We start from the raw sequence: 22,199 nt of genomic DNA on the forward strand, positions 1-22,199 counted from the left end.
GGGCTCACAAGCCCGCTTTTTTGTTAAACTGCGCCAGAAGAAGATAAAGGAACCCCGGAGCCTGGATGATCCTTACAATCTGGCGGCATGGACAGGCGGCCAATGCCGCGCAGGACATTGATCGAGAACTGACGGAAACCGGCCTCGACGACATCAGTTTTGGCTGTGACCAGTTTCACCAGCAGTGCGAGATGCGCCGCCTGGCGCTTCCGGAAATAATCCTCCACAGCCGCTGGCTGCGGACCGCACAGACCGCGGATATTATCGGCCGGCAATTCTCCCAGGCGGTCCTCGAGTCGGCCGAAGCCTTGGTCCCGGGGAGCCGGATCGGCGATGTCAGCGCCATGCTCGACCCGCTGCTGGAGGGCGGTGTCGAACACGCCATCCTGGTGTCGCACCAGCCCCTGGTTTCCGCGCTGATTGACCACTACCTTGGCGATCCCGGCAGGGTCGCCGCCCTGGTACCCGGCGGGTTTGCCATGCTGCGCCTCGATATCGCCATGGCCGGTACCGCGGAGCTCATGTTCAGCGCCCAACCGCCCGAATACCGGGCGCAGGCCTGATGCCCGCAAACCCCACTGAAATCGGCTGGGAAGTCGACGGACTGTGGTATGCGGGGCTCGCCTGGGGCAATCCACACCATCCGCCGCTGCTGGCCCTGCACGGCTGGCTCGACAACGCCGCAAGTTTCGCCAGGCTGGCGCCGCTGCTGGATGACTTCCACGTGGTGGCGGTCGACCTCAGCGGCCACGGGCGTTCCAGCTGGCGCTCCCGCGACGCGACCTACCAGATCTACGACGACCTGCCACAGCTGCTGTCAATTCTCGATCAACTGGGCTGGCAACACTGCCACCTGATGGGCCATTCCCGCGGTGCGATCATCGCGACACTGTTTGCGGCCTGTTTTCCCGAACGCATCGCCCGGCTGGTGTTACTGGACGGCTTGTCGCCGGAAGCCACCGGTGAAGAGGCATTTGTCACACAGTTGCGCCAGTTCGTGGAACAGCGCGAACGCTACCTGGGCCGCCAGCCAACCGTCTATCCCTCGGCGGAAAGAGCCATGGCCGTAAGAACCGCCAATGGCCTGCCCTTGAAGGCAGCCGAACTGATGCTGCCGCGCAGTTTACGGGCGGAGGGCGCGGGCGTTTGCTGGACCTCCGACCCGCGCTTGCGCGGCGCCTCGGCAGTCAAGCTTTCGGTCGGGCAGATCGAGGCGATGCTGCGCGCCGTTACCGCCCCGACCCTGGTACTGGTAGCCGAAACCGGACTGGTTCCCCTCATGTCCAGCCGCTTTGCCGAACTGGTCGCGCAGATGGCCGCTGCGCGAATGGAGAGCCAGGCGGGTGGCCATCATTTCCATCTGGAGGATGGCGTGGCTAGAATTGCCGGCACCATCCAGACATTCCTGCAAACGAACTGACAGGCTTCCATGCCCCATAAAAACACCTTCGCCATCGTCGCTACCCTGGTTTTCCTGCTGGGACTTTCCCCGCAGCTGCGGGCGCAGACCGCCGCCGGAATACTGGCTGAACTGGACCAGTTCCCCCACACCCAGCGCATCAGTTTCAGCGAGAGCGATGTCGTCGATTACGAAATCGGTCTCGGCGCCATCCAGAAACGCAGCGGTGTCTGGGGCTTCAAGCGCAGCGAACGGCTGAGCGGGCACCGCGTGCGCTACACCTGGCAGATTGTCGACGGTTACGACGCGGAGCGCGTTCTCGAGAACGTGGGGAGCAAACTGTCGACCAGCAGTGAGCTCCTGTTCAGCTGTGAAAGCCGCGGCTGTGGCCAGGGATCGCAGTGGGCCAACCAGGTGTTCGGTGAACGCCTGTTGTACGGGCGGGATGAGTACCAGAATTACCGGGTATATGGTCCGAAAGACCCGGGTGCCGGTGACTACCGGGTGCTCCTGTTCAGCGCCGCACGGCTGGCGGACCGGCAATATCTGCATGCGGAGTTGGTGACGGTTTCAGAACCGGCAACACCTGAGGAGTAAAATACCGGGGACTTTGTCAGCTTCGAGCCGGGCTTCAATGCAACATAGCCCCCACGGCTCGAGAGCGCTTTAACTCACCGTGGGGGCTATGTTGCATCGAATCCCTCGCTGGGAGGCAAAACTGGATACACAGTGCTCCGCCAGAATCAGCCGCCAGGGGAGCGAGTTCAGCCAAATGTTCCGTGCGTCGAGTTAAAAGTCATTCGAGTAAGCACGGGACATTTGGCTGTAATTGCGGCTAAAGTGCGCCAGTAACCGCGACAGGACACGAATATCCCGACCGGGTTGCGGGAATTAACGGCGCAGCTGCAGAATCTGCAGAAACTCGTCGCGGGTCTTCTGGGAATCCCGGAAGCTGCCCAGCATCGCGGAGGACTTCATTACCGAGTTCTGCTTTTCCACCCCGCGCATCATCATGCACATGTGTTTCGCCTCGATAATCACACCGACACCCTCGGCACCGGTCACGTCCATGATGGTCGAGGCGATCTGGGTAGTCAGGGATTCCTGGATCTGCAGGCGACGGGCGAAGATATCGACGATCCGCGCCACCTTGGACAGGCCGAGCACGTAACCGGTGGGGATGTAGGCCACGTGGCACTTGCCGATAAACGGCAGCATGTGGTGCTCACAGAGGGAGTAGAGTTCCACGTCCTGCACGATGACCATTTCGCTGGAATCAGAGGGAAACAGCGCGTTGTTGACGACTTCCTCGACCGACTGCTCGTAACCGCGGGTGAGGAACTCGAAGGCCTTGGCGGCCCGCTTGGGAGTGTCGACGAGACCGGGACGTTGCAGGTCTTCGCCAATGGCTTCGATGATAGCGGCCCAGTGTTGTTCCACGTCAGGTTCTCCTGAATTATAAAATGTCGCTGGCCACTGCGGCCGGGGTGGGGATGTTAACAATCGCACCGCGGCATGGCAATTCGATGTCAGGGAGGTTTACACTCTCGCCATGAGCGAACAGCACCTCAATATTGCCGCCCCGGAGACCCTCGGGGACTTCCTGCGCCACTGCCACGAAGCGCTGCGCAACAGTGACGTTTTTTACGGCCACGGCACGGACAACGCCTGGGACGAGGCGGTGCAGCTGGTCCTGCACGTCGCGGGGCAGGCGGCCGATGCGGGCCGGGAAGTGCTGGAGCTGCCGCTCGACGACGCGCAGTTCCAGAGCGGCATGGCCCTGCTGCGGCGCCGGCTCGATGAGCGGGTACCGCTGCCCTACCTGCTGGGCAAGGCCTGGTTCGCGGGGCTGGAATTCAACTGCGACGAGCGCGCCATCATTCCCCGCTCGCCCATCGCGGAACTCATCCTCAACGATTACCAGCCCTGGTACCAGGGGCCGGAACCTGTGCATATCCTCGACCTGTGCTGCGGCGGGGGCTGTATCGGCCTGGCCGCGGCCCACTACGGCGCGGCCGATGTCGTGCTCGCGGATATCGACGGCCAGGCGCTCAGCCTGGCCCGTGAAAATCGCGCCAGGCTCGGTCTCGAGTCGCGGGTCACGCTGGTGCAGTCGGACCTGTTCGAAGCGCTGCCGCAACAGCGCTTCGACATCATCCTGTCCAACCCGCCCTATGTGGATGCCGCCGACCTCTCGGTCATGCCCGCGGAATATCACCATGAACCGCCACTGGCACTCGGCAGCGGCGAGGACGGGCTCGACCTGACCCGGCGGATCCTGGCCAGGGCGGAAGAATTCCTCACTGATGAGGGCTTGCTGGTGGTGGAGGTCGGCAACAGCTGGGAGTCACTGGAAGCGGCCTACCCGGGCGTTCCCTTTACCTGGCTGGAATTCGAGCAGGGCGGGCACGGCGTGTTCGCCCTCGCCGCGCGGGAACTGCGAGAACACCGAGCAAGCCTGCGCCATTAACGGCTATAATAGCCGGCTTTGATTTTCCGGATATGGCGCAGACATGGCAGGCAATTCCATCGGCAAACTTTTCACCGTCACCAGTTTCGGCGAGAGCCACGGCCCGGCCCTCGGCTGTATCGTCGACGGTTGTCCCCCGGGACTGGAGATCTGCGAGGCGGACCTGCAACGGGACCTCGACCGGCGCAAGCCGGGCACCTCACGCTTCACCACCCAGCGGCGCGAAGCCGATGAAGTGCGTATTCTCTCCGGAGTCTTTGAGGGCCGCACCACCGGCACGTCCATCGGCCTGCTGATCGAGAACACGGACCAGCGTTCCAAGGATTACTCCAATATCGCCAGTACCTTCCGCCCGGCGCACGCTGACTACACCTACAACCAGAAATACGGTTTCCGCGATTACCGCGGCGGCGGCCGTTCCTCCGCCCGGGAAACCGCGATGCGGGTCGCCGCCGGGGCCATCGCCAAGAAGTACCTGCAGCAAACCTGCGGCATTCAGGTCCGCGGCTATCTGTCGCAACTGGGCCCCATCCATGCCCGCAAACTGGACTGGGACATCGTCGAAACCAATCCCTTCTTCTGCCCGGACAGCGATGCGGTGGCCGAGATGGAGACCTACATGGCGGCGCTGAACAAGGAGGGCAACTCCATCGGCGCCCGGATCAATATCGTCGCCAGCAACGTGCCCCCCGGCCTCGGCGAACCCGTGTTCGACCGCCTCGACGCGGACATCGCCCACGCGATGATGGGCATCAACGCGGTGAAAGGCGTGGAGATCGGCGCCGGTTTCGCCAGCATCGAGCAGAAGGGCAGCGAACACCGCGACCTGCTCACCCCAGAGGGGTTCATCGGCAATAACGCCGGCGGCGTGCTCGGCGGCATTTCCAGCGGCCAGGACATCACCGTCAGCATTGCCCTGAAGCCCACCTCCAGCATCCGCCAGCCCGGGGCGACTATCGACACCCACGGCAACGCCATGGAAGTCGCCACCCACGGCCGCCATGACCCCTGCGTCGGCATCAGGGCCACGCCCATCGCCGAGGCCATGCTGGCCATCGTGCTGATGGACCACCTGCTCCGGCACCGCGGCCAAAACGCCGGCGTGACCAGCGAGACCCCGGTCATCCCGGCAACTGCGCCTACCCGGAACGAGGGCTGAATGGCGGGTTTGCGCAGCGTCCGGCGCTACTACCGCACCCTGGTCCTGAGTATCCTGGCCCTCGGGGCGCTGATCTATGTCGCGGTAGACCAGTTCGACATCCCCTGGCAGAGCATGCGCGAGCTGATTCTGCTCACGTTACTGACCGCGGCGGTGGTGATCCTCGCCGCGGCCTTCTTTGCCGGGCTTTGGCTGGGGTTGCGCAAGTTGTTGCAGAGGTTTTTTTGAACGCCGTTGGCAAGAATGCCCACCGTCTATAGGCGAGTAGGGCTATTGCCCCTCACACGCTGGGATTGCATGTGGGCCCGCTAATTCCGGGCCCCGATATTTGCGCATTACACACGCGACCACAGGCGAATGTCCCGTGCTTACTCGAAAGACTTTTATGTACAGGATGTACGGTATGTCGCGAGAGCCATGGATGGCGGTAGCGACTGACTCGACGCACGGGACATTCGCCTGCACTCGCTGCTGACAAGCGTAATTCTTTATAGAAAGGAAGTGGAGTGGGGCAACACTGGTAGTGAGTGTTTCAATGCCACAGTGCCCCCACGGTGAGTTAAAGCGCTCTCGAGCCGTGGGGGCACTGTGGCATTGAAGCACGCATCGGGCACTACCGAATCTACAGCCAGTGTATCTCCCGTAGCTACCGGACCCTGGGCTCTGATCAGTCGAGATCTATCTCCAGTGTCATCTGGTTGGCAATCGTGTCCAGTGAATCCTGCAGGTCGCCCATGTCGGTATCCGCGGGCACCAGCGCCCGGATAGCGGCCCGGAACAACAGCTCGCCGCTCATCGGCGCACTTTCCACGCTGCTTTCCATCTCCGCGACATTGATCTGCCGCTGGGCCAGGGCCCGGGAGATTTCCCGCACGATGCCGGGACGATCGGGGCCGAGCACACTCAGGGCGATGCTGTGCTCACCCTCGGTGGAAGCGACCGCGCCGGAACAGGGCGTTACCCTTACGCTCAGGCCGCTGGCGGCCAGGCCTTTCAGGGCTTCTTCGAGCTCGGTGCCGTCCGCGCCGGCGAGGCTGACCAGGATCAGGCCGGCAAACTTGCCGCCGAGCTGCGAGAGCTGGCTCTCCTGCCAGTTGCCGCCGTGCCGCTCGATAGTGCTGGATAGCTGTTCCACCAGTCCCGGCCGGTCGTCGCCGATAAAGGTTATTATGTAGGTCTTGCTCACGGGGTCTGTCTCCACAATCCTGGACGCAGGCCGTATAGTAACGCGCAAGTGAGCGGGGCAGAAGGAGAGCGGATTGTGACGTCTTTTGTGGAAGTGCCAGTGGCAAAACTGGCGCCGGATACCCTGCAGGCGCTGCTCGAGGAATTCGCCAGTCGCGACGGCACCGACTACGGCGAAGTGGAATTGACGCTGGCGCAAAAGGTGGGCAATCTGCGCCGCCAGATTGAGCGCGGCGAGCTGTGCATTCTCTTCCACCTGGAGACCGAGGACTGGGACCTGGTCAAGGGCGAGGACGCGCGGCGCCTGCAGCAAGACGCATGAAGGTTTGATTACTATGTCCATAAAGGCAGATCACATTCTCGACGCCACCGGCCTGTTCTGCCCGGAGCCGGTGATGTTGCTGCACAACCGTATTCGCGACATGGACGACGGCGAAGTATTGCAGGTGCTGGCGACAGACCCCTCAACCCAGCGCGACATTCCCAAGTTCTGCAATTTCCTCGGCCACGACCTGCTGCAACAGGACGAACACGAGGGCCAGTACCGCTACTGGCTGCGCAAGCAGGGCAACGACTGATGGGCAGTGCGCTTCCGCGGGACAGTTTTGTCGCGACCCGGCTGGAACAGGTCTTTCACCGCTGCTTCGCTGCTTCCGAGAACACCCGGCTGATCGGCGGGGCCAGCGAACCGGTGTACCTGCCGGCAGGCGGGGAGCGGCCTTGCAGCGAGCTCTACTACCGCGAGGATTTCTTCGCCAGCGCCCTCCACGAAATCGCCCACTGGTGTATCGCCGGCCGCGAGCGCCGCCTGCAGGTCGATTTCGGCTACTGGTATGCCCCGGAGGGTCGCAACGCCGGGCAGCAACAGGCGTTCGAAGCTGTCGAGGTCAAACCCCAGGCGCTGGAGTGGATCCTGTCCCAGGCCTGTGCCTACCGCTTTCGCCTGAGTGCCGACAACTTCAACGCCGACGGCAGTTGCCCGGACAATCGCGCGTTTGCAGACGCCGTGACCCGGCAGGCGGCAGCGTGGCAGGCACAGGGCCTGCCGCCGCGCGCCGCACTCCTGTTCACTGCGCTCGCCGCGGAATTCCGCAGCGGCGCCAGGCTTGCAGCGCTGGTTTTCGAGCGCGACAGCATCCTGTGACAACGCAGCCCCGGGTCTGGCTGATCGACGCCTCGGTGTATATTTTCCGGGCCTGGTTCTCCATGCCTGACCGCTGGTACACCGCCGACGGCATGCCGCTGAATGCGGTCATCGGCTACGCCGGCTTCCTGTATGACGCACTCACCCACAACGACGCCTGCACCCATATCGCAGCTGCGTTCGACGAGAGCCTCGGCAGCTGTTTCCGCAATGAAATCTACGCCGGGTACAAGGCCAGCCGGGAACTGCCGGATGAGGCGCTGGCCTTCCAGTTACTGGCCTGCCGGGAAGTGACCGAGCGTGCCGGAATTCCCTGTTACGGCGGGCCGCGCTACGAGGCCGACGATTACATCGCCACCCTGGCCCGCCTGGCGCGCCAGGAACAGGTGCCGGTCACGGTGCTGACGCGTGACAAGGACCTCGGCCAGCTTCTCGAGGAGCAGCACGACTGCTGGTGGGATTTTGCCGCCGATCACCGCCTGGACCGTCTGGCCTTCGTCGAACGCTTCGGCGTGAAACCCGAGCAGTTTGCCGACTACCTCGGGCTGGTCGGTGACGCCATCGACGATATTCCCGGGATTCCCGGCGTCGGCCCCAAGACCGCGGCGGGCCTGTTGCAGGCCTACGGTGATCTCGAGGGTATCGCTGCACACGCCGGGGAGATCGCCTCACTGCCGCTGCGCGGCGCCAGCTCCCTGTGGGGAAAAATGGAACCCCACTGGGCACAGGCGCTGGTATCGCGGCAGCTGGCCCGGCTGGAAGCGGCCATCCCCGGGCTGGACCGCCTGCCGGCATTTTCACCGGCGGTGGCCAGGGGCGAAGCCGTGGCCGACTACCTGGCTTCTCTCGGCGTTGGAGGCCGCCTGCGGGAACGCTGGCATGGTCTCGGGGAAGGGCTGTGAAACCGCGCGTACTGGTCGACGAAAACATACCCGGCGCCGAGGCCTACCTGGGGAATTTCGCCGAGATTACCCGGGCGCCCGGCCGCCAGATAGCTCGCGAGCAACTGCTGCAGGCGGATGCACTGCTGGTGCGCTCCGTAACGCGGGTGGACGCGGCACTGCTGGCGGGCACACCGGTTCGCTTCGTCGGCACCGCCACCAGCGGATTCGACCATATTGACCGGGAATGGCTCGCCGCGCAGGGGATCGGCTTTTGCCACGCCCCGGGCAGCAATGCCAATTCTGTGGTGGAATACCTGCTCGCCGCGATTGCCGAGAACGGCGACTTCCTGGAGCGGCTCCTGGCCGGCGCACGCATCGGCATCGTCGGCTACGGGCATATCGGTCAGGCTGTGGTCCGGCGCCTGCAACACCTGGCGATCGATTACTGTGTCTGCGATCCCTGGCTCGAGGCGGGCGCTGTACCCAATTGCGCTTCGCTGGATGACGTCCTCGCCTGCAGCGTCGTCAGCCTGCACCCCTCCCTGGTCCGCGCACAGCCCTGGCCGAGTTACCACCTGCTCGGCGCCAGTGAGCTGGCGCAGCTGCAGTCCGGGCAGTTGCTGGTCAATGCCAGCCGCGGCCCGGTGGTCGACAACCGCGACTTGCTGGCGCGCCTGCAGCAGCCCGATGCGCCCGCAGTGGTGCTCGACGTCTGGGAGCCGGAGCCCCAGCTGGACCCGGAACTGCTCGCTGGGGTAGACCTCGGCACCGCCCATATCGCCGGCTACAGCCTGGACGGCAAACTGCTGGCCACCGGGATGCTGGCGACCGCGCTGGCGCAAACCCTCGGCCTGGATGTTCCCGCACCCCGGGCTCCCGATCCGGGGCCGCTGTTCCTCGCCGCGCCGGGGTCACCCGCGGATGCACTGCGCCAGCTGCTGGCGCAGCGCTATCGCGTGGCCGATGACGACCGGCGACTGCGCGATGCCGTGTTGGGTGCACCAGCGGAACAGGCCGCCCGGAATTTCGACCTGCTGCGCAAGCACTACCCGGAGCGCCGGGAACTGGCCGGCAGTGTGGTAAACCTGGACACTGGCGCGGAAAGTCATGCGGGCCTGGTGCGCGCATTGGGGGCCATTCCCCGCGAGGCATCCTAGCAATGGGGCTACGGTTGGGGCTGGTGATCAATCCGCTTGCCGGGCTCGGCGGCAGCCGCGCCTTCAAGGGCAGTGATGGTCACGAGGCCCGGCAACTGGCCAGCGAACAGGCATCCGCCACCCTGTTCCGCGCCGAGCAGCGGGCACTGCGCGCGCTGGAAGCATTACCGGGCCTCGATCTCGAAGTACTGGCATGGGCCGGGCCGATGGGCGAACGCGCGGCGAAGACCGCCGGCTTGCCGGTGACGGTAACAGGACAGGCCGGCGACGGATTGAGTACAGCGGCGGATACCCGCGAGGCGGCCAGCACACTGCGCCGGTCGGGAATCGACCTGCTGCTGTTCGTCGGCGGCGATGGCACTGCACGGGACATCTGCGACGCCATTGGCGATGACTTTCCCGTCCTCGGTATTCCCGCCGGGGTGAAAATGCACTCCGGAGTCTTCGCAGTTTCACCCGAAGCCGCCGGTGAGCTGCTCAGGCAACTGGCCAGCGGTGGACTGGTCGGCCTGCAGCCCCGTGAAGTCAGGGACATCGACGAAGCGGCCTTTCGGCGCGACGTGGTCAGGAGCCGCTTCTACGGCGAAATGCTGGTACCGGGGGAGGGCCGTTTCCTGCAGCACACCAAGGTCGGCGGCCGCGAAAGCGAGGAGCTGGTCGCGGTTGAAATCGCCGAATGGCTGGTACAGCAGATGCGCCCCGAAACCACCTACCTGGTCGGTCCCGGCTCCACCACGGCGGCAATCATGGAAGAGTTGGGCCTGCCCAATACCCTGCTCGGCGTGGACGTCGTCCGCGCCGGCAAACTCCTGTGCAGCGACGCCGACGAGGAACAACTGCTGGCGCAACTGGCCGGGGCGCCGGCCGATGCGGAAATCATCGTCACTGCAATTGGCGGGCAGGGGCATATTTTCGGCCGCGGCAACCAGCAACTGTCCCCCGCGGTCATTCGTGCCGTCGGCACCGACCACCTGCGGATCGTCGCCGGCAAGGGCAAGATAGCGGGGCTGGAAGGACGTCCGCTGCTGGTGGATACCAACGACCCGCAACTCGACGCGGAACTCTGCGGCTACCGGGAGGTCGTCACGGGGTACGAGGATCGTATACTCTACGCCGTGGCAACTTATGAGGTGGAGGACCAGCCATGAATCACGACGACGAACAGTGGCGCGACAAGCTCACCCCGGAAGAATTCTGGGTCTGCCGGGAAAAGGGCACGGAGCGGCCCTTTACCGGCGAATACTGGAACACCACCGACGACGGGGTCTACAACTGCCGCTGTTGCGGCGAGCCGCTGTTTATCTCCGATACCAAATTCGACGCCGGCTGCGGCTGGCCGAGTTTCTTCCAGCCGGCCAGTGAGGGCGCGATCGAGGAAACCCCCGATTACAGCCACGGTATGATCCGCACCGAGATTACCTGCAAGAAGTGCGGCAGCCATGTGGGTCACGTGTTCACTGACGGGCCGGAACCGACGGGCCTGCGCTATTGTGTCAACAGTCTGTCAGTGAAACTCGAGAAGGACTGAAGCTAACTTACTGTCGGGCAATCCTGCCATGGTGACGAATCCCTCAGCGCGCCCGTCGCAACTGGGTGATTTGCGCCATGATGGCCACTGCAATTTCCAGCGGCGTCTTGCTGCCGATCGACAGACCCACCGGCGCGTGCAGACGGGCGATGTCCGCCTCCGGCACACCCAGCTCCTGCAGCCGCGCCAGGCGTCTTTCCGTGGTGCGCACCGACCCCAGAGCCCCCACGTACCAGGCCTCGGTGGACAGCGCCTCCATCAGCGCCATGTCGTCGATGCGCGGATCGTGGGTGAGCGTGATGATGATCGAGTGCCGGTCCGCGGCCTTTTCCATGACCACCTCGTCGGGCATACCCTGGATCAGGGGGACCTCGGGTCCCGCCCACTGGTCCAGCGTATGCTGGCGTGGATCGGTCACCAGGACCTCGTAGCCCATCGCCAGTGCCAGCTCCGAGAGCGTCTGGGAAAGCTGGCCGGCGCCGACCAGCAGCATCCGCATCTGCGGGCCGAAGCACTGCTTTAAACGGTCTTCGCGGTATTCCAGTGGTTCGTGGAATTCGACAGGGGCAAGTTCGGTGGTACCCGTGGCCAGGTCCAGCGTCCGGCACAGGCACTCGCGGCGCTCCAGGCACTGCAGCACCTGCTCCAGCCAGGGCAGGTCCGGTTCTTCGAGGCGCTGGACCAGTACCAGCAGGCGGCCGCCGCAGGGCAGGCCGAGGCGCTCGTTTTCTTCCGCGGTGACGCCGTATTCGACGACGGTGGGCAGGCTGGCATCGATGCTGTCGGCGGCCAGTTTCTGCAGGAGGTCGTCTTCCACGCAGCCGCCGGACAGGGTGCCGGCGAATTCGGAGCCATCCAGGGTCACCAGCATGGAACCCGGGGGGCGGGGCGAGGAGCCGATGGTTTTTACGATGGTGCAAAGCCAGGGGCGGTGGCCCCGGCGACACCAGTCGGTGGCGCGTTGCAGTACTTCGAGTTCCACTGTGTGCATGGAACAGATATCTCCATTATGCGTTTGCGCATAGGGTACTACAGGAGAGAGGTGAGTGGCGTCCCCTAGGGGGTTCGAACCCCTGTTACCGCCGTGAAAGGGCGGTGTCCTGGGCCACTAGACGAAGGGGACATGGTCGCTCAGAATCGAGAGGCGCGCATTTTAGGGGGCGCTCCCGGGGTCGTCAAGTTGCAGTCGAGGCTGCTCAGTTGTCGCGCAGGCGCTGGCGCGCGGCTTCCATATCCAGCACTTCACCGCGTTCAGAAGCCGCTTCACGCTCCTCGTCCAGCCGTTGGAACAACTGGATTTCGTCGTCGGGCATGTAGTGCAGGCATTCGCCGCCGAGGAACCACAACAGTTCGCGGGGAAAAGTCGGCGCGAAATCGGGGTAGGTGGTGAAAAACCGGTCCACCAGGCCCGGCGCCTCGCTGTAGACATATTCCGGGGACAGTTCGTCAAAGGCCTGCGCCAGTTCGCGCAGGGAATCGCCCTCCGGCAGGCTGGCGGTGCGGGTCACCAGGGTTGCGGCGAACTCCTTGAGTCGCTGGCGGCAATATCGGGCGTATTCGGCGTCGTTCACAGTGGCAATCGTTTCAGGGCGGCTTAACGGGTACAATAGCGCGCTTTCCAGCAACGCTGACTCGGGCGGACATGTTACCAGCTCTCACCATAGAAAACCTCAGCAAGACCTACGGCAACGGCTTCCAGGCCCTCAAGGGTATCAGCCTCACGGTGGAGCAGGGCGACTTTTACGCGCTGCTGGGGCCCAACGGCGCGGGCAAGTCGACGACCATCGGTATCATCTGCTCGCTGGTGAACAAGACCGGTGGCCGGGTCCGGGTGTTCGACGCCGACATCGACGTCAATTTCCCCGCGGCGAAAAAGTACATCGGCATCGTACCGCAGGAATTCAATTTCAATATCTTTGAAAAGTGCTTCGATATCGTCGCCAACCAGGGCGGCTATTACGGCATGCCGAAGGCATTGGCCGAGGAGCGCGCGGAAAAGTACCTGAAGGAGCTGGGCATCTGGGACAAGCGGGATACCGTGGGTCGCGCGCTTTCCGGGGGCATGAAACGGCGCCTGATGATCGCCCGGGCCCTGGTGCACGAACCGAAACTGCTGATCCTCGACGAGCCGACCGCGGGCGTGGACATCGAGATGCGCCGCTCGATGTGGGATTTCCTCAAGAAGATCAATGCCGAGGGCACCACTATCATTCTCACCACCCACTATCTCGAAGAGGCCGAGGCGCTGTGCCGTCACGTGGGCATCATCAACCACGGCGAGATCGTCGAGAACACTTCCATCAAGACCCTGCTGCGGCAGTTACAGCGCGAGGTGTTTATTCTCGATTGCGTCGAAGAGCTGCCGGAAGTGCTGGAAATCAACGGCTTCGTCACCCGCCGCATGGACGCCCACAGCATGGAGGTGGAAGTCGAGAAAGGGCAGCCGATCAACAGCGTGTTCACCGAACTGGACCGGCTGGGCATACACATTTCCAGTATGCGCAACCGCGCCAATCGCCTGGAGGAAATGTTCGTGAAACTGGTGGAGGGCGGCAAGTGAACCCGATCGAGCAATACAATGCCTTCATGACCATCGTGCGCAAGGAAGTTCGCCGCTACCTGCGCATCTGGACCCAGACCCTGCTGCCCTCGGCGATCACCATGTCGCTGTATTTCATTATCTTTGGCTCACTGATCGGTTCGCGCATCGGCGAAATGGGCGGCTTCACCTATATGCAGTTCGTGGTGCCGGGCCTGATCATGATGGCCATCGTCACCAACTCCTACTCCAACGTAGTCTCGTCCTTCTACGGCGCCAAGTTCAATCACAGCGTGGAAGAACTGCTGGTTTCGCCGACCCCGAATTACATCGTACTCATGGGCTACGTGGTCGGCGGCGTCAGCCGCGGCATCTTCGTGGCCATCGTGGTGACGCTGGTATCGCTGTTTTTCACCCACCTGCATATCCACAACATCTGGGTGATTATCGCCATTGTGCTGATGACCTCGACCCTGTTTTCCCTCGCGGGTTTTATCAATGCCGTGTACGCGAACAGCTTCGACGACGTCTCCATCATCCCGATTTTCGTCCTGACACCACTGACCTACCTGGGCGGGGTATTCTATTCGATGGACCTGCTGCCGGATTTCTGGGCGGCGGTGTCCAAGCTGAATCCGCTGGTTTACGTGGTAAACGCCTTCCGCTACGGCGTGCTCGGCGTATCCGATGTCAGCCTGCCCTTTGCCTTCGGCATGATCGGCGTATTTACCGTCATTGCGTTCTGGTATTGCATGCACCTGCTCAATACCGGCAAGCGCCTGAGGCAGTAGGGTCACGACAATGAATAGCGGCTCAAAGGGTTCCGACAGCGGCCTGCTGCTCGGCAAGCAGGTACCGGTTGCGGACGAATACAGCCCCCACCTCCTGTACCCGATACCCCGCAGCACTGCCCGCGCGCAATTGGGCATTGGCGGTACCCTGCCTTTCCACGGCTGTGACCTATGGCACGCCTATGAGCTGTCCTGGCTGGATAGCGCGGGCAAGCCCCAGGTAAGGGTAGGGCGTTTCCTGATTCCAGCGGATTCCCCGAATATGGTGGAATCCAAGTCCTTCAAGCTGTACCTCAACTCCCTCAACAATACCCGCTATCCATCGGATGCCGCTGTCGCAGACCTGCTGCAGGCCGATCTCGGCCGCGTACTCGGCAGCGTGCTCACCGTAGAGATACTGCCGGTAGATGATCCGGCCTTTGCCGGCAAAACGCCCGGGGGCCTGTGCCTGGACTCACTAGACCCAGGCGAATCCGCGGCGGCGCCCGACGCCAGCCTGCTGGCGTGCGGGACACAGGTCGTCGAGGAGCAGCTGTACAGTCATTTGCTGCGCTCACTGTGCCCGGTGACCGGGCAACCGGACTGGGCGACGCTCTGGATCGATTACCGGGGCAGGGCGATCGACCACGCCAGCCTGCTGCGCTATATCGTGGCCTTCCGCCGGCACCAGGAGTACCACGAGCAGTGTGTGGAACGCATGTTTGTCGACCTGAACGAACGCCTGCAGCCCGGGAAACTTTCGATCCAGGCGTTCTACACCCGCCGGGGCGGACTGGATATCAACCCCTTCCGCAGCACCGATGCGACCGGGACGCCGCGCCCGCGAATGAACCGCCAGTGACCCGGGGCCGCCTCGCGCCGGTTCCAGTCCGCCAGGCCGTATCAGGCGACAGGAGCTAACCATCAGCCGGATGCAGCGCCGACAATTCCTCCAGGGTGTGGCCCTTGCCGGCCTCGGTGTCCAGTGGGCTCCGGCGCCGCTGTTTGCCGCCACTTCTCCTGCCCACTGGGAAGAGGCGACGGACCTGCTCTTCGCTGTACAGGAAATCTACCCGGCGCTACACGAAAGCGCCATCCATAGCGCCGGCGGCATCGTCGCGGTGCGCGAGGGCCGGGTGGTGCCGACTGACCGGCATGTCCGCTATGACCTCAACCAGGCGCGCTGGAGTGAATCGGCCCCGCTGCCCGCCGCCCGTCACCACATCAGCCTGGCTTCCAGCGATGGCGCACTGTTCGGGCTCGGCGGCTTTGCCGCCAGCCCTGCGGGGAACTGGTCCATGCACGCCCAGACCTGGCGCTACGTCAGTGCGGATGCGCGCTGGGAGCAAGTGGCTGCGGCGCCGGAAGCACACGCAGAGACAGTCACCCTGGCCAACGACGGCGTGATCCACGTGATCGGGGGTCGTGTGCCCGGCGGGCAGGGCAATGCAGCCTGGGCTGATCACCGCGATAGCCGGCGGCACCTGGCCTATGACGTACGCGCGGACAAATGGGAAACCCGGTCCCCGGCACCAACGGGGCGAAACAGCGCTGCCGGTGCTGTTATCGACGGCCTGGTCTACGTCGTCGGTGGCAGAACGGTGGCGGGGCCGAACCTTTCCCTGCTGGAGATCTACGATCCCGCGGCCGATCGCTGGTACACCGGCGCCCCGCTGCCACAGGCCCAGGGCGGACTCGCGGCGGCCGCACTGGATGGCAGGCTTGTCGCCTTTGGCGGAGAGTATTTCGGTGCCGCGGGGCAGGGCGTACACGCACAGGCCTGGCTCTATTCCCCCGCCGAAGATCGCTGGAGCCCCCTGCCGCCCATGCCGCGCCCGCGACACGGCCTCGGCGCTGTCAGTGCCGGAGGCCTTGTCTTCGCCCTCGGCGGTGCCACCAGCGTCGGCGCCGCTGGTACCAGCGCTGCAATGGATACCCTGGCTCTGGCGCGGGCGTAAAAATCGCCGTCGGGGACTGGCAACCTATCGCGCTTGTGGTATCATGCGCGCCCTCACGGTGAGGTGGCCGAGTGGTCGAAGGCGCACGCCTGGAAAGTGTGTATACGGAAACGTATCGAGGGTTCAAATCCCTCCCTCACCGCCATATGAAAAAAGCCCCCTGTTCAGGGGGCTTTTTGCGTTTGGGGAGCCAGAAAATTCTTTGCGAAAGCCCGCTGCCTTGAGCGTGCCGCTCATCAGCCTACGGCGCGGACCGTGAGCAGTTCCCGCAGCACCGCCTTCAATTCCTGCAGTTCCAGTGGCTTTTCCAGGTAGGCGGAGCATCCGAGGCTGCGCGCCTTGCCGATATTGAACACGTCGTCGTGGGAACTGAGCATGGCTACCGGGATATCGGCGAAACCTTCCTTGCTGGCGCGAATCAGGGTGAGGGTCTTGAATCCATCCAGCGGTTGCATGGTGATATCCAGCAGGATCAGGTCCGGACGGGTGGTATCCAGGCGCGTAACAGCGTCCCAGCCGCTGCTCGCAGTCGCGGTCTCGTAGCCGAGTTGCTCCAGCATCTGCGTCGCCTTCGCCAGGATGGTCTCGTCATCGTCCACGACAAGCACGCGTGGCCGCTGACTGGTTTGCTCCTTTGACATGGATTCGTTCCCTGTAACTCTGCGGCGATTATAGTTCACGGCTGCTGGCGAATACTATTTTGAAAGTGCAATTGCAGCGATTTGTCAGTGCTTTTTGCAAAAAAACAGCAGTTTTTTGTCACTCGTCGGCGACCCGCATTTTTCCGGCACGTTGCACTTCCCGAGGTCGCCCGCCGAAAAGGGGGAAAATTGCCGCGCTTGTAGTAGAGTGGCCCCTTTGTCCAACCAACAGGATTCCTCCGTGTCGCGCTCTGTTTCCGCTTCCCCCACGGCAGACTACCCACCCCTCGCAGTGAGCTGGTACGCCACGATAGTCCTCGGTTTTCTCTACTGGATGTCGCTCCTGGACCGCTTCATCATTTCGATGCTCATCGACCCGATCAAGTCGGACCTCGGCTTGAGCGATGTTCAATTCGGCGTGCTGCAGGGCCTCGCGTTTATCATTTCCTTTACCCTGTTCGGCTTCGTCTTTGGCGCACTCGCTGACCGCAGGGACCGGCGGCGGCTCATCTTCATCGGCGTCACCCTGTGGTCGGTCGCATCCACTGCCTGTGGCCTCGCCCAGAATTTCTGGCACCTGCTGATCGCCCGAGCGGGGCTGGGGGCTGGGGAATCATCCCTCAACCCCAGCGCCACCTCGATGATTTCCGACCTGTTCCCGCGTGACCGACTGACCTTTGCGATGGCGGTGTACTCGCTGGGGGCCACCATCGGCAGCGGCACAGCGCTGATGCTCGGCGGTGCGATTATCTACTGGGTGACCAGCCTGGGAGAGGTTGTATTGCCGGTGCTCGGCCCGGTATCCCACTGGCAGCTGGTATTCTTCATCGTCGGCCTGCCCGGATTCCTGTTCGCCTTCCTTGTGTTCTCGTTTCCGGAGCCGGCCCGTCGCGGCCGCAAGGACAGCGCCGGTGCGGAGAGCCGCAACTGGCTCCAACCCTACAGGAACCTGTTCCACTTCGTTCGCGGTCACCTGCGTTTCTTTCTCGCCCATTACACGGGTTTCACCATTACCGCGGGCGTCGTCGCCGGTTGTGTGGGCTGGTATCCGGTACACCTGATGCGCGCCCACGCGTGGAACGAGGGGCAGGTCGGCGCCTACCTCGGCATGTCACTGCTGGTGTCGGGAATCATCGGCAAATTTCTCGGAGGGCTCTCGGTAGATGCCATGTACCGCCGCGGCTACCGCGACGCCCAGTTGCGCTGGTTCGGTGGCTGCCTGCTGGTCGCCGGCCCGCTCGGGGTACTGGCGGCGGTCAGCGGCAGTCCCTGGATGTTCCTGGCCCTGATCGGCGCGTTCACCGCCATACTCACCTCCCTCCAGGCCTGCGCCATGAGCTCCCTCAACCTGGTGACGCCGAACCACCTGCGCGGTGCCGGCGTGGCATTCTACTCCACCGTCGCCGGGCTTCTCGGCGGCTCCCTGGGTTCGGTGCTGGTGCCGGTTTTTTCCGGTTATTTCAGCGATCCCGCCACCGCCATCGGCTATGGCATGGCGACACTGATGGCGATCGGCTGCCCGCTGGCGGCCGTGGCGCTGTTCGCCGGCATGCCGGGTATGCGCAGGGCCATCGCGGAACAGGAGGAATCCGGGCTGGACTGATTCGCGGGATCACCCGCCCGGGGGTATTTCATCAAATCATCACCTTCCTGCAACACCGGGCGCATAAATGCGTCACGGAGTTGGCCCAGGATGTGTGGTGCGCAAAAACCGCGCACCACACAGGGAATCACCAGGAAGGAGTTACCTATGCGTCTCGTATACGCATCTGCACTGATAGTCACAACACTGAGTCTGTCCACCGCCGTCTTTGCCGGCCAGAAAAACAACGATCAGCAATGGGGCGCGAAAGCGCAACGTCCGATCCAGTCCATCCAGCTGGGACCGCGGCCGTTTTTTCTGGTAGCCGACATGGATGAAAGCGCGCTGAAAAACAAGCTGGAAAGCTGCAGCGAAGGTCCGTTCCGGCGCACGGATTTCTCCATCGGTCACCGCGGCGCACCGCTGCAGTTCCCGGAGCACACTCGCGAGTCCTATGCAGCCGCAGCTCGCCAGGGTGCCGGTATCATCGAATGCGATGTGACCTTCACCCAGGACAAGGAACTGGTCTGCCGTCACTCACAGTGCGACCTGCACACCACCACCAACATTCTCACCATTCCCGATCTCGCGGCAAAATGTTCGACCCCGTTCCAGCCGGCGGTACTGGATGAGGAGGGCAACGTGGTAACTCCGGCGAGCGCCCAGTGCTGTACCAGCGATATCACCCTCGCGGAGTTCCGGCAGCTGCAGGGTAAAATGGACGGCGCCAACCGCGCAGCCACCACGCCCGAGGAATACCAGCACGGCACCGCTGGCTGGCGCACCGACCTCTACGCCGACCGCGGCACCCTGCTGACCCACAAGGAGAGCATCGCACTGTTCCAGGAGCTCGGGGTGAAAATGACGCCGGAGTTGAAGTCTCCCAGCGTCGCCATGCCCTTCGACAGCGACGGCGACGGTGTCGGCGACTACAGCCAGGCGGACTATGCCCAGCAGATGATCGACGAGTACAAGGCCGCAGGGGTACCTGCAAGTGATGTCTTTGCACAGTCCTTCGACCTCAACGACGTCCTCTACTGGATTGCCGAGGAACCCGGTTTCGGCACCCAGGCCGTATTTCTCGACGGCCGCTACGGAATGCCGGGCTTCGATCACCGCGATCCGACCAGCTGGACGCCCTCCATGGCTGACCTGGTGGCGGATGGTGTCCAGATCATCGCACCGCCAATCTACATGCTGGTCGAAGTCCAGGGCGGCGAGATTGTGCCCTCCATCTACGCCCAGGAAGCGCGCAATGCCGGCCTCGATATCATTGCCTGGAGCTTCGAGCGCGACGGTCCGCTGGCCAATGGCGGCGGTTTCTACTATTCGTCGCTGAACGGCATGAACCCCAACCCGGTCAGCCCGGAGCCCGGCGTGATCGACAATGACGGCGACATGCTGGAAGTACTCGACGTACTGGCCCGGGACGTCGGTATCATTGGCCTGTTTTCCGACTGGCCGGCGAGCGTGACCTATTACGCCAACTGCATGAACCTGAAATAGGCCTGCCGCCTCGCGGCGCTCCCACCGGAGTGCCGCGTTTTCCCGCCACTACAGTGGCAGGCACTGGTACGGCGCAGATTTTGCGTTAGACTCTCCGACGAGTTTATTGCCCAGGTTTACCGATGCGCCTGCAACCCGTCCTGCTGCCCCTCGCGATTGTCCTCGGCGTCCTGGCAATGGCACTGCTTGCCCTGGCGCGCTATGCAGGTATCCCGCTGCAGGGCATTCCCCAGGCACCCGCCGTTGGCGCCGGACTCGCGGCAAAGCTGGCCTGTTCGGGGCGCTTCCTTTCCGGCTATGACGAAGCGCGCATAGCCGCCGATATCATCGATTACTCGCCGGCACTGCAACTGGTATCACTGGATTTCAGCGCGCCCGACCGGGTCAGCGCGTCCCTGCTCGGGACCACAGCCACCGCCCGCTACTACCCGGGGCTGGGTTGCACCCTGGATGCCCCCGGGATGCCTTCCCTCGCAGCCATCCGTATCCCGGCATTGCCGGTGGCGTCGACCCTGCCGCTGGCGGCAGCGGGCGACACTGCGTTGCAAGTGGCCCTGGAGGAGATACTGCAACAGGACAATGACCAGGGACTGCAAACCCGGGCCCTGCTGATTGCCCGCTCCGGTGCGATCGTGGCGGAGGCCTACGCGGAGGGCGTCAGCCCCGAAGCGCAATTGCTGGGCTGGTCCATGGGCAAGAGCCTCACCGGCCTGATGATTGGACGGCTGGCCGCGCTGGGCCAGCTGCGGCTGGAAGAGCGCCGGCTGTTTCCGCAGTGGGAGCGCGACGCGCGCAGCGAAGTCAGCATCGAGGATCTGCTGCAGATGCGCTCCGGACTGGCCTTCAGCGAAACCTACCTGCCGGGCAACGATTCCACCCGGATGCTGTTCACCGCGGCAAGTGCCGCGGCTGTGGCGCTGGACAAGCCGCTGGCTTACCCGCCCGGCGAGCACTTTGCCTATTCTTCGGGCACCACCAATATCCTCTGCCACCTGCTGGGCCAGCGTCTCGGCGGTCCCCAGGCCCTGGTGGACTTTTTTGCCCGGGAAGTGGCGGTCCCCCTCGGCCTGCAGGACACCACCCTCGAACTCGATCCCTCCGGCGACTGTGTCGGCAGTTCCTACGTCTACGCCAGTGCCCGGGACTGGGCGCGGATGGCCCAGCCGCTGATCCATGCGGGGCGAGTGGGGGAACAGCAGTGGCTGCCCGCGGGCTGGGTCGAGCGCGCCACCGCACCCAACGGCAGCGACAACGATTCCCGCTACGGATACCAGCTGTGGCTCAACCGCGGCGCCGGGGCGGCATACTGGCCCGGATTGCCGGCATCGGCATTTGCCATGTCCGGCCACAGCGGGCAAGTGGTCATGATGCTGCCCACGCTCGACGCGGTCATCGTCCGCCTGGGCTGGAGCAGCGGCGAATATCCGGTGGACCAGCGCTTCGCGCCCCTGCTGGATTACCTGCACGAACCTGCCGCTGTCTTTCCGTGACGCCTTTCGCTAGACTTTGGCGCTCCGCTGATACAGGGTTTTACCATGTCGCAATTCACTCACCTGGACAAGACCGGCGCCGCGCACATGGTCGATGTCGGCGGCAAGGACGTTACCGAGCGCATCGCCAGGGCGCGCGCCTCCGTCTACATGCAGGCCGAGACCCTGCGCCTGCTGCGCGAGGGCGGCCACAAGAAGGGCGATGTCATCGCGGTGGCCCGGGTGGCGGGAATCCAGGGAGCGAAAAAGTGTTCCGACCTCATTCCGCTGTGCCATCCCCTGATGCTCACCTCGGTGAAGCTCGACTTCGACTTCGACGAGGCCAACAGCGCCGTACACATCGAGGGGCAGTGCAAGGTGGCCGGCAAAACAGGCGTGGAGATGGAAGCGCTGACCGCTGTTTCGGTCGCAGCGCTGACTCTCTACGATATGTGCAAGGCGGTCGACCGCGGCATGGAAATCCGCAATATCGGGCTGGTGGAAAAACTCGGCGGCAAGTCCGGGCACTGGCAGCGCGGGGAGACCGACTGAAATGCTGCAGGTGTTGTTTTTTGGCCGGCTGCGCGAGGCACTCGATTGCGAGCGCCTGGAGATCGCCGCCGACCTCGCTGGCCCCGACCTCGACAGCCTGCAATCCTACCTCTGCGCCACCTACGGCGACACCTGGCACGCGGAACTGGGCGCCCCCAACGTTATTCGCGCCCTGAACCAGCAGATGGTCCAGGGCAACAGCGCCATCAGCGACGGCGATGAAATTGCGTTTTTTCCACCGGTCACCGGAGGTTGA

At 63.7% G+C, this 22,199-nt stretch carries 27 protein-coding genes and 2 tRNA genes; 23 read left to right on the plus strand and 6 right to left on the minus strand.

What is annotated here, in order from left to right; translation table 11 throughout:
- Positions 1-65 precede the first annotated feature (65 nt).
- The 3 genes from sixA to ACNKU3_RS05555 are packed head-to-tail and all read left to right on the plus strand — an operon-like array spanning position 66 to position 1,996.
- Positions 66-563 (plus strand): phosphohistidine phosphatase SixA, encoded by a 498-nt coding sequence (gene sixA / locus ACNKU3_RS05545; protein WP_418258421.1) that lies wholly within the window; start codon positions 66-68, stop codon positions 561-563.
- The gene (locus ACNKU3_RS05550; protein WP_418258422.1) at positions 563-1,420 is read left to right on the plus strand and encodes an alpha/beta fold hydrolase; all 858 of its coding nucleotides are present in this window, start codon (positions 563-565) and stop codon (positions 1,418-1,420) included. The genes sixA and ACNKU3_RS05550 overlap by 1 nt, the downstream gene beginning before the upstream one ends.
- A gap of 9 nt (positions 1,421-1,429) precedes the next feature.
- Positions 1,430-1,996, plus strand: coding sequence for a DUF4892 domain-containing protein (locus ACNKU3_RS05555; protein WP_418258423.1), 567 nt, complete (start codon positions 1,430-1,432; stop codon positions 1,994-1,996).
- A 294-nt stretch (positions 1,997-2,290) separates the two neighbouring features.
- On the opposite strand, the gene folE is transcribed toward ACNKU3_RS05555, so the two are convergent.
- Entirely contained in the window at positions 2,291-2,839 is a 549-nt protein-coding gene (gene folE / locus ACNKU3_RS05560; protein ID WP_418258424.1) for a GTP cyclohydrolase I FolE, read from the minus strand.
- Positions 2,840-2,951: 112 nt separating this feature from the next.
- Between folE and prmB the strand changes: the two genes are divergently transcribed.
- Genes prmB through ACNKU3_RS05575 form a run of 3 tightly spaced genes read left to right on the plus strand, consistent with a single transcriptional unit; the run spans position 2,952 to position 5,256 of the window.
- Entirely contained in the window at positions 2,952-3,869 is a 918-nt protein-coding gene (prmB, locus tag ACNKU3_RS05565; protein ID WP_418258425.1) for a 50S ribosomal protein L3 N(5)-glutamine methyltransferase, read from the plus strand.
- A gap of 43 nt (positions 3,870-3,912) precedes the next feature.
- Positions 3,913-5,028, plus strand: a complete 1,116-nt coding sequence (gene aroC / locus ACNKU3_RS05570) for a chorismate synthase (protein WP_418258426.1) — start codon at positions 3,913-3,915, stop codon at positions 5,026-5,028.
- A complete protein-coding gene (locus tag ACNKU3_RS05575; protein ID WP_418258427.1) occupies positions 5,029-5,256 on the plus strand; it encodes a hypothetical protein in 228 nt (75 codons plus the stop codon).
- A 439-nt stretch (positions 5,257-5,695) separates the two neighbouring features.
- Here ACNKU3_RS05575 and ACNKU3_RS05580 read toward each other — a convergent pair whose 3' ends face one another.
- Positions 5,696-6,214 (minus strand): glycine cleavage system protein R, encoded by a 519-nt coding sequence (locus ACNKU3_RS05580; protein WP_418258428.1) that lies wholly within the window; start codon positions 6,212-6,214, stop codon positions 5,696-5,698.
- A gap of 75 nt (positions 6,215-6,289) precedes the next feature.
- On the opposite strand from ACNKU3_RS05580, the gene ACNKU3_RS05585 reads away from it, so the two are divergent.
- From ACNKU3_RS05585 to msrB, 7 genes are read left to right on the plus strand one after another with little or no spacing between them, the layout of a single operon-like run.
- Positions 6,290-6,535 (plus strand): YheU family protein, encoded by a 246-nt coding sequence (locus ACNKU3_RS05585; RefSeq protein WP_418258429.1) that lies wholly within the window; start codon positions 6,290-6,292, stop codon positions 6,533-6,535.
- A 13-nt stretch (positions 6,536-6,548) separates the two neighbouring features.
- The gene (tusA, locus tag ACNKU3_RS05590; protein WP_418258430.1) at positions 6,549-6,791 is read left to right on the plus strand and encodes a sulfurtransferase TusA; all 243 of its coding nucleotides are present in this window, start codon (positions 6,549-6,551) and stop codon (positions 6,789-6,791) included.
- Positions 6,791-7,357 (plus strand): elongation factor P hydroxylase, encoded by a 567-nt coding sequence (locus ACNKU3_RS05595; RefSeq protein WP_418258431.1) that lies wholly within the window; start codon positions 6,791-6,793, stop codon positions 7,355-7,357. Before tusA ends, ACNKU3_RS05595 begins: the two co-directional genes overlap by 1 nt.
- On the plus strand, positions 7,354-8,259 hold the full coding sequence (locus tag ACNKU3_RS05600) for a 5'-3' exonuclease (RefSeq protein WP_418258432.1): 906 nt from the start codon (positions 7,354-7,356) through the stop codon (positions 8,257-8,259). The genes ACNKU3_RS05595 and ACNKU3_RS05600 overlap by 4 nt, the downstream gene beginning before the upstream one ends.
- On the plus strand, positions 8,256-9,398 hold the full coding sequence (locus ACNKU3_RS05605; RefSeq protein WP_418258433.1) for a 4-phosphoerythronate dehydrogenase: 1,143 nt from the start codon (positions 8,256-8,258) through the stop codon (positions 9,396-9,398). The genes ACNKU3_RS05600 and ACNKU3_RS05605 overlap by 4 nt, the downstream gene beginning before the upstream one ends.
- Positions 9,399-9,400: 2 nt before the next feature.
- Positions 9,401-10,546 carry an ATP-NAD kinase family protein gene (locus tag ACNKU3_RS05610; RefSeq protein WP_418258434.1) on the plus strand — a complete coding sequence of 382 codons (1,146 nt, stop codon included), beginning with the start codon at positions 9,401-9,403 and terminating at the stop codon, positions 10,544-10,546.
- Positions 10,543-10,926, plus strand: a complete 384-nt coding sequence (msrB, locus tag ACNKU3_RS05615) for a peptide-methionine (R)-S-oxide reductase MsrB (RefSeq protein ID WP_418258435.1) — start codon at positions 10,543-10,545, stop codon at positions 10,924-10,926. The genes ACNKU3_RS05610 and msrB overlap by 4 nt, the downstream gene beginning before the upstream one ends.
- Before the next feature lie 43 nt (positions 10,927-10,969).
- On the opposite strand, the gene ACNKU3_RS05620 is transcribed toward msrB, so the two are convergent.
- The 3 genes from ACNKU3_RS05620 to ACNKU3_RS05630 all read right to left on the minus strand — a co-directional run bounded on the left by ACNKU3_RS05620 (position 10,970) and on the right by ACNKU3_RS05630 (position 12,497).
- The gene (locus ACNKU3_RS05620; protein ID WP_418258436.1) at positions 10,970-11,917 is read right to left on the minus strand and encodes an XdhC family protein; all 948 of its coding nucleotides are present in this window, start codon (positions 11,915-11,917) and stop codon (positions 10,970-10,972) included.
- Between the two features lie 56 nt (positions 11,918-11,973).
- Positions 11,974-12,049 (minus strand) — tRNA-Glu (locus ACNKU3_RS05625).
- 73 nt (positions 12,050-12,122) lie between these two features.
- Entirely contained in the window at positions 12,123-12,497 is a 375-nt protein-coding gene (locus ACNKU3_RS05630; RefSeq protein ID WP_418258437.1) for a PA2817 family protein, read from the minus strand.
- A 71-nt stretch (positions 12,498-12,568) separates the two neighbouring features.
- On the opposite strand from ACNKU3_RS05630, the gene ACNKU3_RS05635 reads away from it, so the two are divergent.
- From ACNKU3_RS05635 to ACNKU3_RS05655, 5 genes are all read left to right on the plus strand, one after another.
- Entirely contained in the window at positions 12,569-13,486 is a 918-nt protein-coding gene (locus ACNKU3_RS05635; RefSeq protein WP_418258438.1) for an ABC transporter ATP-binding protein, read from the plus strand.
- Entirely contained in the window at positions 13,483-14,256 is a 774-nt protein-coding gene (locus ACNKU3_RS05640) for an ABC transporter permease (protein ID WP_418258439.1), read from the plus strand. The genes ACNKU3_RS05635 and ACNKU3_RS05640 overlap by 4 nt, the downstream gene beginning before the upstream one ends.
- A 10-nt stretch (positions 14,257-14,266) precedes the next feature.
- Positions 14,267-15,097, plus strand: a complete 831-nt coding sequence (gene queF, locus ACNKU3_RS05645; RefSeq protein ID WP_418258440.1) for an NADPH-dependent 7-cyano-7-deazaguanine reductase QueF — start codon at positions 14,267-14,269, stop codon at positions 15,095-15,097.
- Between the two features lie 70 nt (positions 15,098-15,167).
- Complete coding sequence (locus ACNKU3_RS05650; RefSeq protein ID WP_418258441.1) at positions 15,168-16,193, plus strand: Kelch repeat-containing protein; 1,026 nt, start codon at positions 15,168-15,170, stop codon at positions 16,191-16,193.
- 57 nt (positions 16,194-16,250) lie between these two features.
- Positions 16,251-16,338: transfer RNA gene (locus ACNKU3_RS05655), tRNA-Ser, on the plus strand.
- 91 nt (positions 16,339-16,429) lie between these two features.
- Here the strand turns inward: ACNKU3_RS05655 and ACNKU3_RS05660 are convergent.
- Positions 16,430-16,834, minus strand: a complete 405-nt coding sequence (locus tag ACNKU3_RS05660; protein WP_418258442.1) for a response regulator — start codon at positions 16,832-16,834, stop codon at positions 16,430-16,432.
- 241 nt (positions 16,835-17,075) lie between these two features.
- Between ACNKU3_RS05660 and ACNKU3_RS05665 the strand changes: the two genes are divergently transcribed.
- The 5 genes from ACNKU3_RS05665 (at position 17,076) to ACNKU3_RS05685 (ending at position 22,199) form a co-directional block, all read left to right on the plus strand.
- Positions 17,076-18,437 carry an MFS transporter gene (locus tag ACNKU3_RS05665; protein WP_418258443.1) on the plus strand — a complete coding sequence of 454 codons (1,362 nt, stop codon included), beginning with the start codon at positions 17,076-17,078 and terminating at the stop codon, positions 18,435-18,437.
- A gap of 147 nt (positions 18,438-18,584) precedes the next feature.
- A complete protein-coding gene (locus ACNKU3_RS05670; RefSeq protein WP_418258444.1) occupies positions 18,585-19,922 on the plus strand; it encodes a glycerophosphodiester phosphodiesterase family protein in 1,338 nt (445 codons plus the stop codon).
- Positions 19,923-20,044: 122 nt separating this feature from the next.
- Positions 20,045-21,412, plus strand: a complete 1,368-nt coding sequence (locus tag ACNKU3_RS05675; protein WP_418258445.1) for a serine hydrolase domain-containing protein — start codon at positions 20,045-20,047, stop codon at positions 21,410-21,412.
- Positions 21,413-21,457: 45 nt separating this feature from the next.
- Complete coding sequence (gene moaC / locus ACNKU3_RS05680; protein WP_418258446.1) at positions 21,458-21,943, plus strand: cyclic pyranopterin monophosphate synthase MoaC; 486 nt, start codon at positions 21,458-21,460, stop codon at positions 21,941-21,943.
- Between the two features lies 1 nt (position 21,944).
- Positions 21,945-22,199, plus strand: a complete 255-nt coding sequence (locus ACNKU3_RS05685; protein WP_418258447.1) for a MoaD/ThiS family protein — start codon at positions 21,945-21,947, stop codon at positions 22,197-22,199.

This window comes from Haliea sp. E17 (genome assembly GCF_048323675.1).
In the GTDB taxonomy this organism is placed as follows: Bacteria; Pseudomonadota; Gammaproteobacteria; order Pseudomonadales; family Halieaceae; genus Mangrovimicrobium.

What these genes read in the sequence shown, in the direction of transcription:
- ACNKU3_RS05550 (WP_418258422.1), top strand. Translation starts at nt 563, where the DNA reads ATGCCCGCAAACCCCACTGAAATCGGCTGGGAAGTCGACGGACTGTGG.
- ACNKU3_RS05670 (WP_418258444.1), top strand. Translation starts at nt 18,585, where the DNA reads ATGCGTCTCGTATACGCATCTGCACTGATAGTCACAACACTGAGTCTG.
- tusA (WP_418258430.1), top strand. Translation starts at nt 6,549, where the DNA reads ATGTCCATAAAGGCAGATCACATTCTCGACGCCACCGGCCTGTTCTGC.
- sixA (WP_418258421.1), top strand. Translation starts at nt 66, where the DNA reads ATGATCCTTACAATCTGGCGGCATGGACAGGCGGCCAATGCCGCGCAG.
- ACNKU3_RS05620 (WP_418258436.1), bottom strand. Translation starts at nt 11,917, where the DNA reads ATGCACACAGTGGAACTCGAAGTACTGCAACGCGCCACCGACTGGTGT.
- ACNKU3_RS05675 (WP_418258445.1), top strand. Translation starts at nt 20,045, where the DNA reads ATGCGCCTGCAACCCGTCCTGCTGCCCCTCGCGATTGTCCTCGGCGTC.
- ACNKU3_RS05650 (WP_418258441.1), top strand. Translation starts at nt 15,168, where the DNA reads ATGCAGCGCCGACAATTCCTCCAGGGTGTGGCCCTTGCCGGCCTCGGT.
- ACNKU3_RS05685 (WP_418258447.1), top strand. Translation starts at nt 21,945, where the DNA reads ATGCTGCAGGTGTTGTTTTTTGGCCGGCTGCGCGAGGCACTCGATTGC.
- aroC (WP_418258426.1), top strand. Translation starts at nt 3,913, where the DNA reads ATGGCAGGCAATTCCATCGGCAAACTTTTCACCGTCACCAGTTTCGGC.
- ACNKU3_RS05635 (WP_418258438.1), top strand. Translation starts at nt 12,569, where the DNA reads ATGTTACCAGCTCTCACCATAGAAAACCTCAGCAAGACCTACGGCAAC.
- queF (WP_418258440.1), top strand. Translation starts at nt 14,267, where the DNA reads ATGAATAGCGGCTCAAAGGGTTCCGACAGCGGCCTGCTGCTCGGCAAG.
- ACNKU3_RS05595 (WP_418258431.1), top strand. Translation starts at nt 6,791, where the DNA reads ATGGGCAGTGCGCTTCCGCGGGACAGTTTTGTCGCGACCCGGCTGGAA.
- ACNKU3_RS05555 (WP_418258423.1), top strand. Translation starts at nt 1,430, where the DNA reads ATGCCCCATAAAAACACCTTCGCCATCGTCGCTACCCTGGTTTTCCTG.
- ACNKU3_RS05575 (WP_418258427.1), top strand. Translation starts at nt 5,029, where the DNA reads ATGGCGGGTTTGCGCAGCGTCCGGCGCTACTACCGCACCCTGGTCCTG.
- ACNKU3_RS05610 (WP_418258434.1), top strand. Translation starts at nt 9,401, where the DNA reads ATGGGGCTACGGTTGGGGCTGGTGATCAATCCGCTTGCCGGGCTCGGC.
- ACNKU3_RS05660 (WP_418258442.1), bottom strand. Translation starts at nt 16,834, where the DNA reads ATGTCAAAGGAGCAAACCAGTCAGCGGCCACGCGTGCTTGTCGTGGAC.
- msrB (WP_418258435.1), top strand. Translation starts at nt 10,543, where the DNA reads ATGAATCACGACGACGAACAGTGGCGCGACAAGCTCACCCCGGAAGAA.
- prmB (WP_418258425.1), top strand. Translation starts at nt 2,952, where the DNA reads ATGAGCGAACAGCACCTCAATATTGCCGCCCCGGAGACCCTCGGGGAC.
- moaC (WP_418258446.1), top strand. Translation starts at nt 21,458, where the DNA reads ATGTCGCAATTCACTCACCTGGACAAGACCGGCGCCGCGCACATGGTC.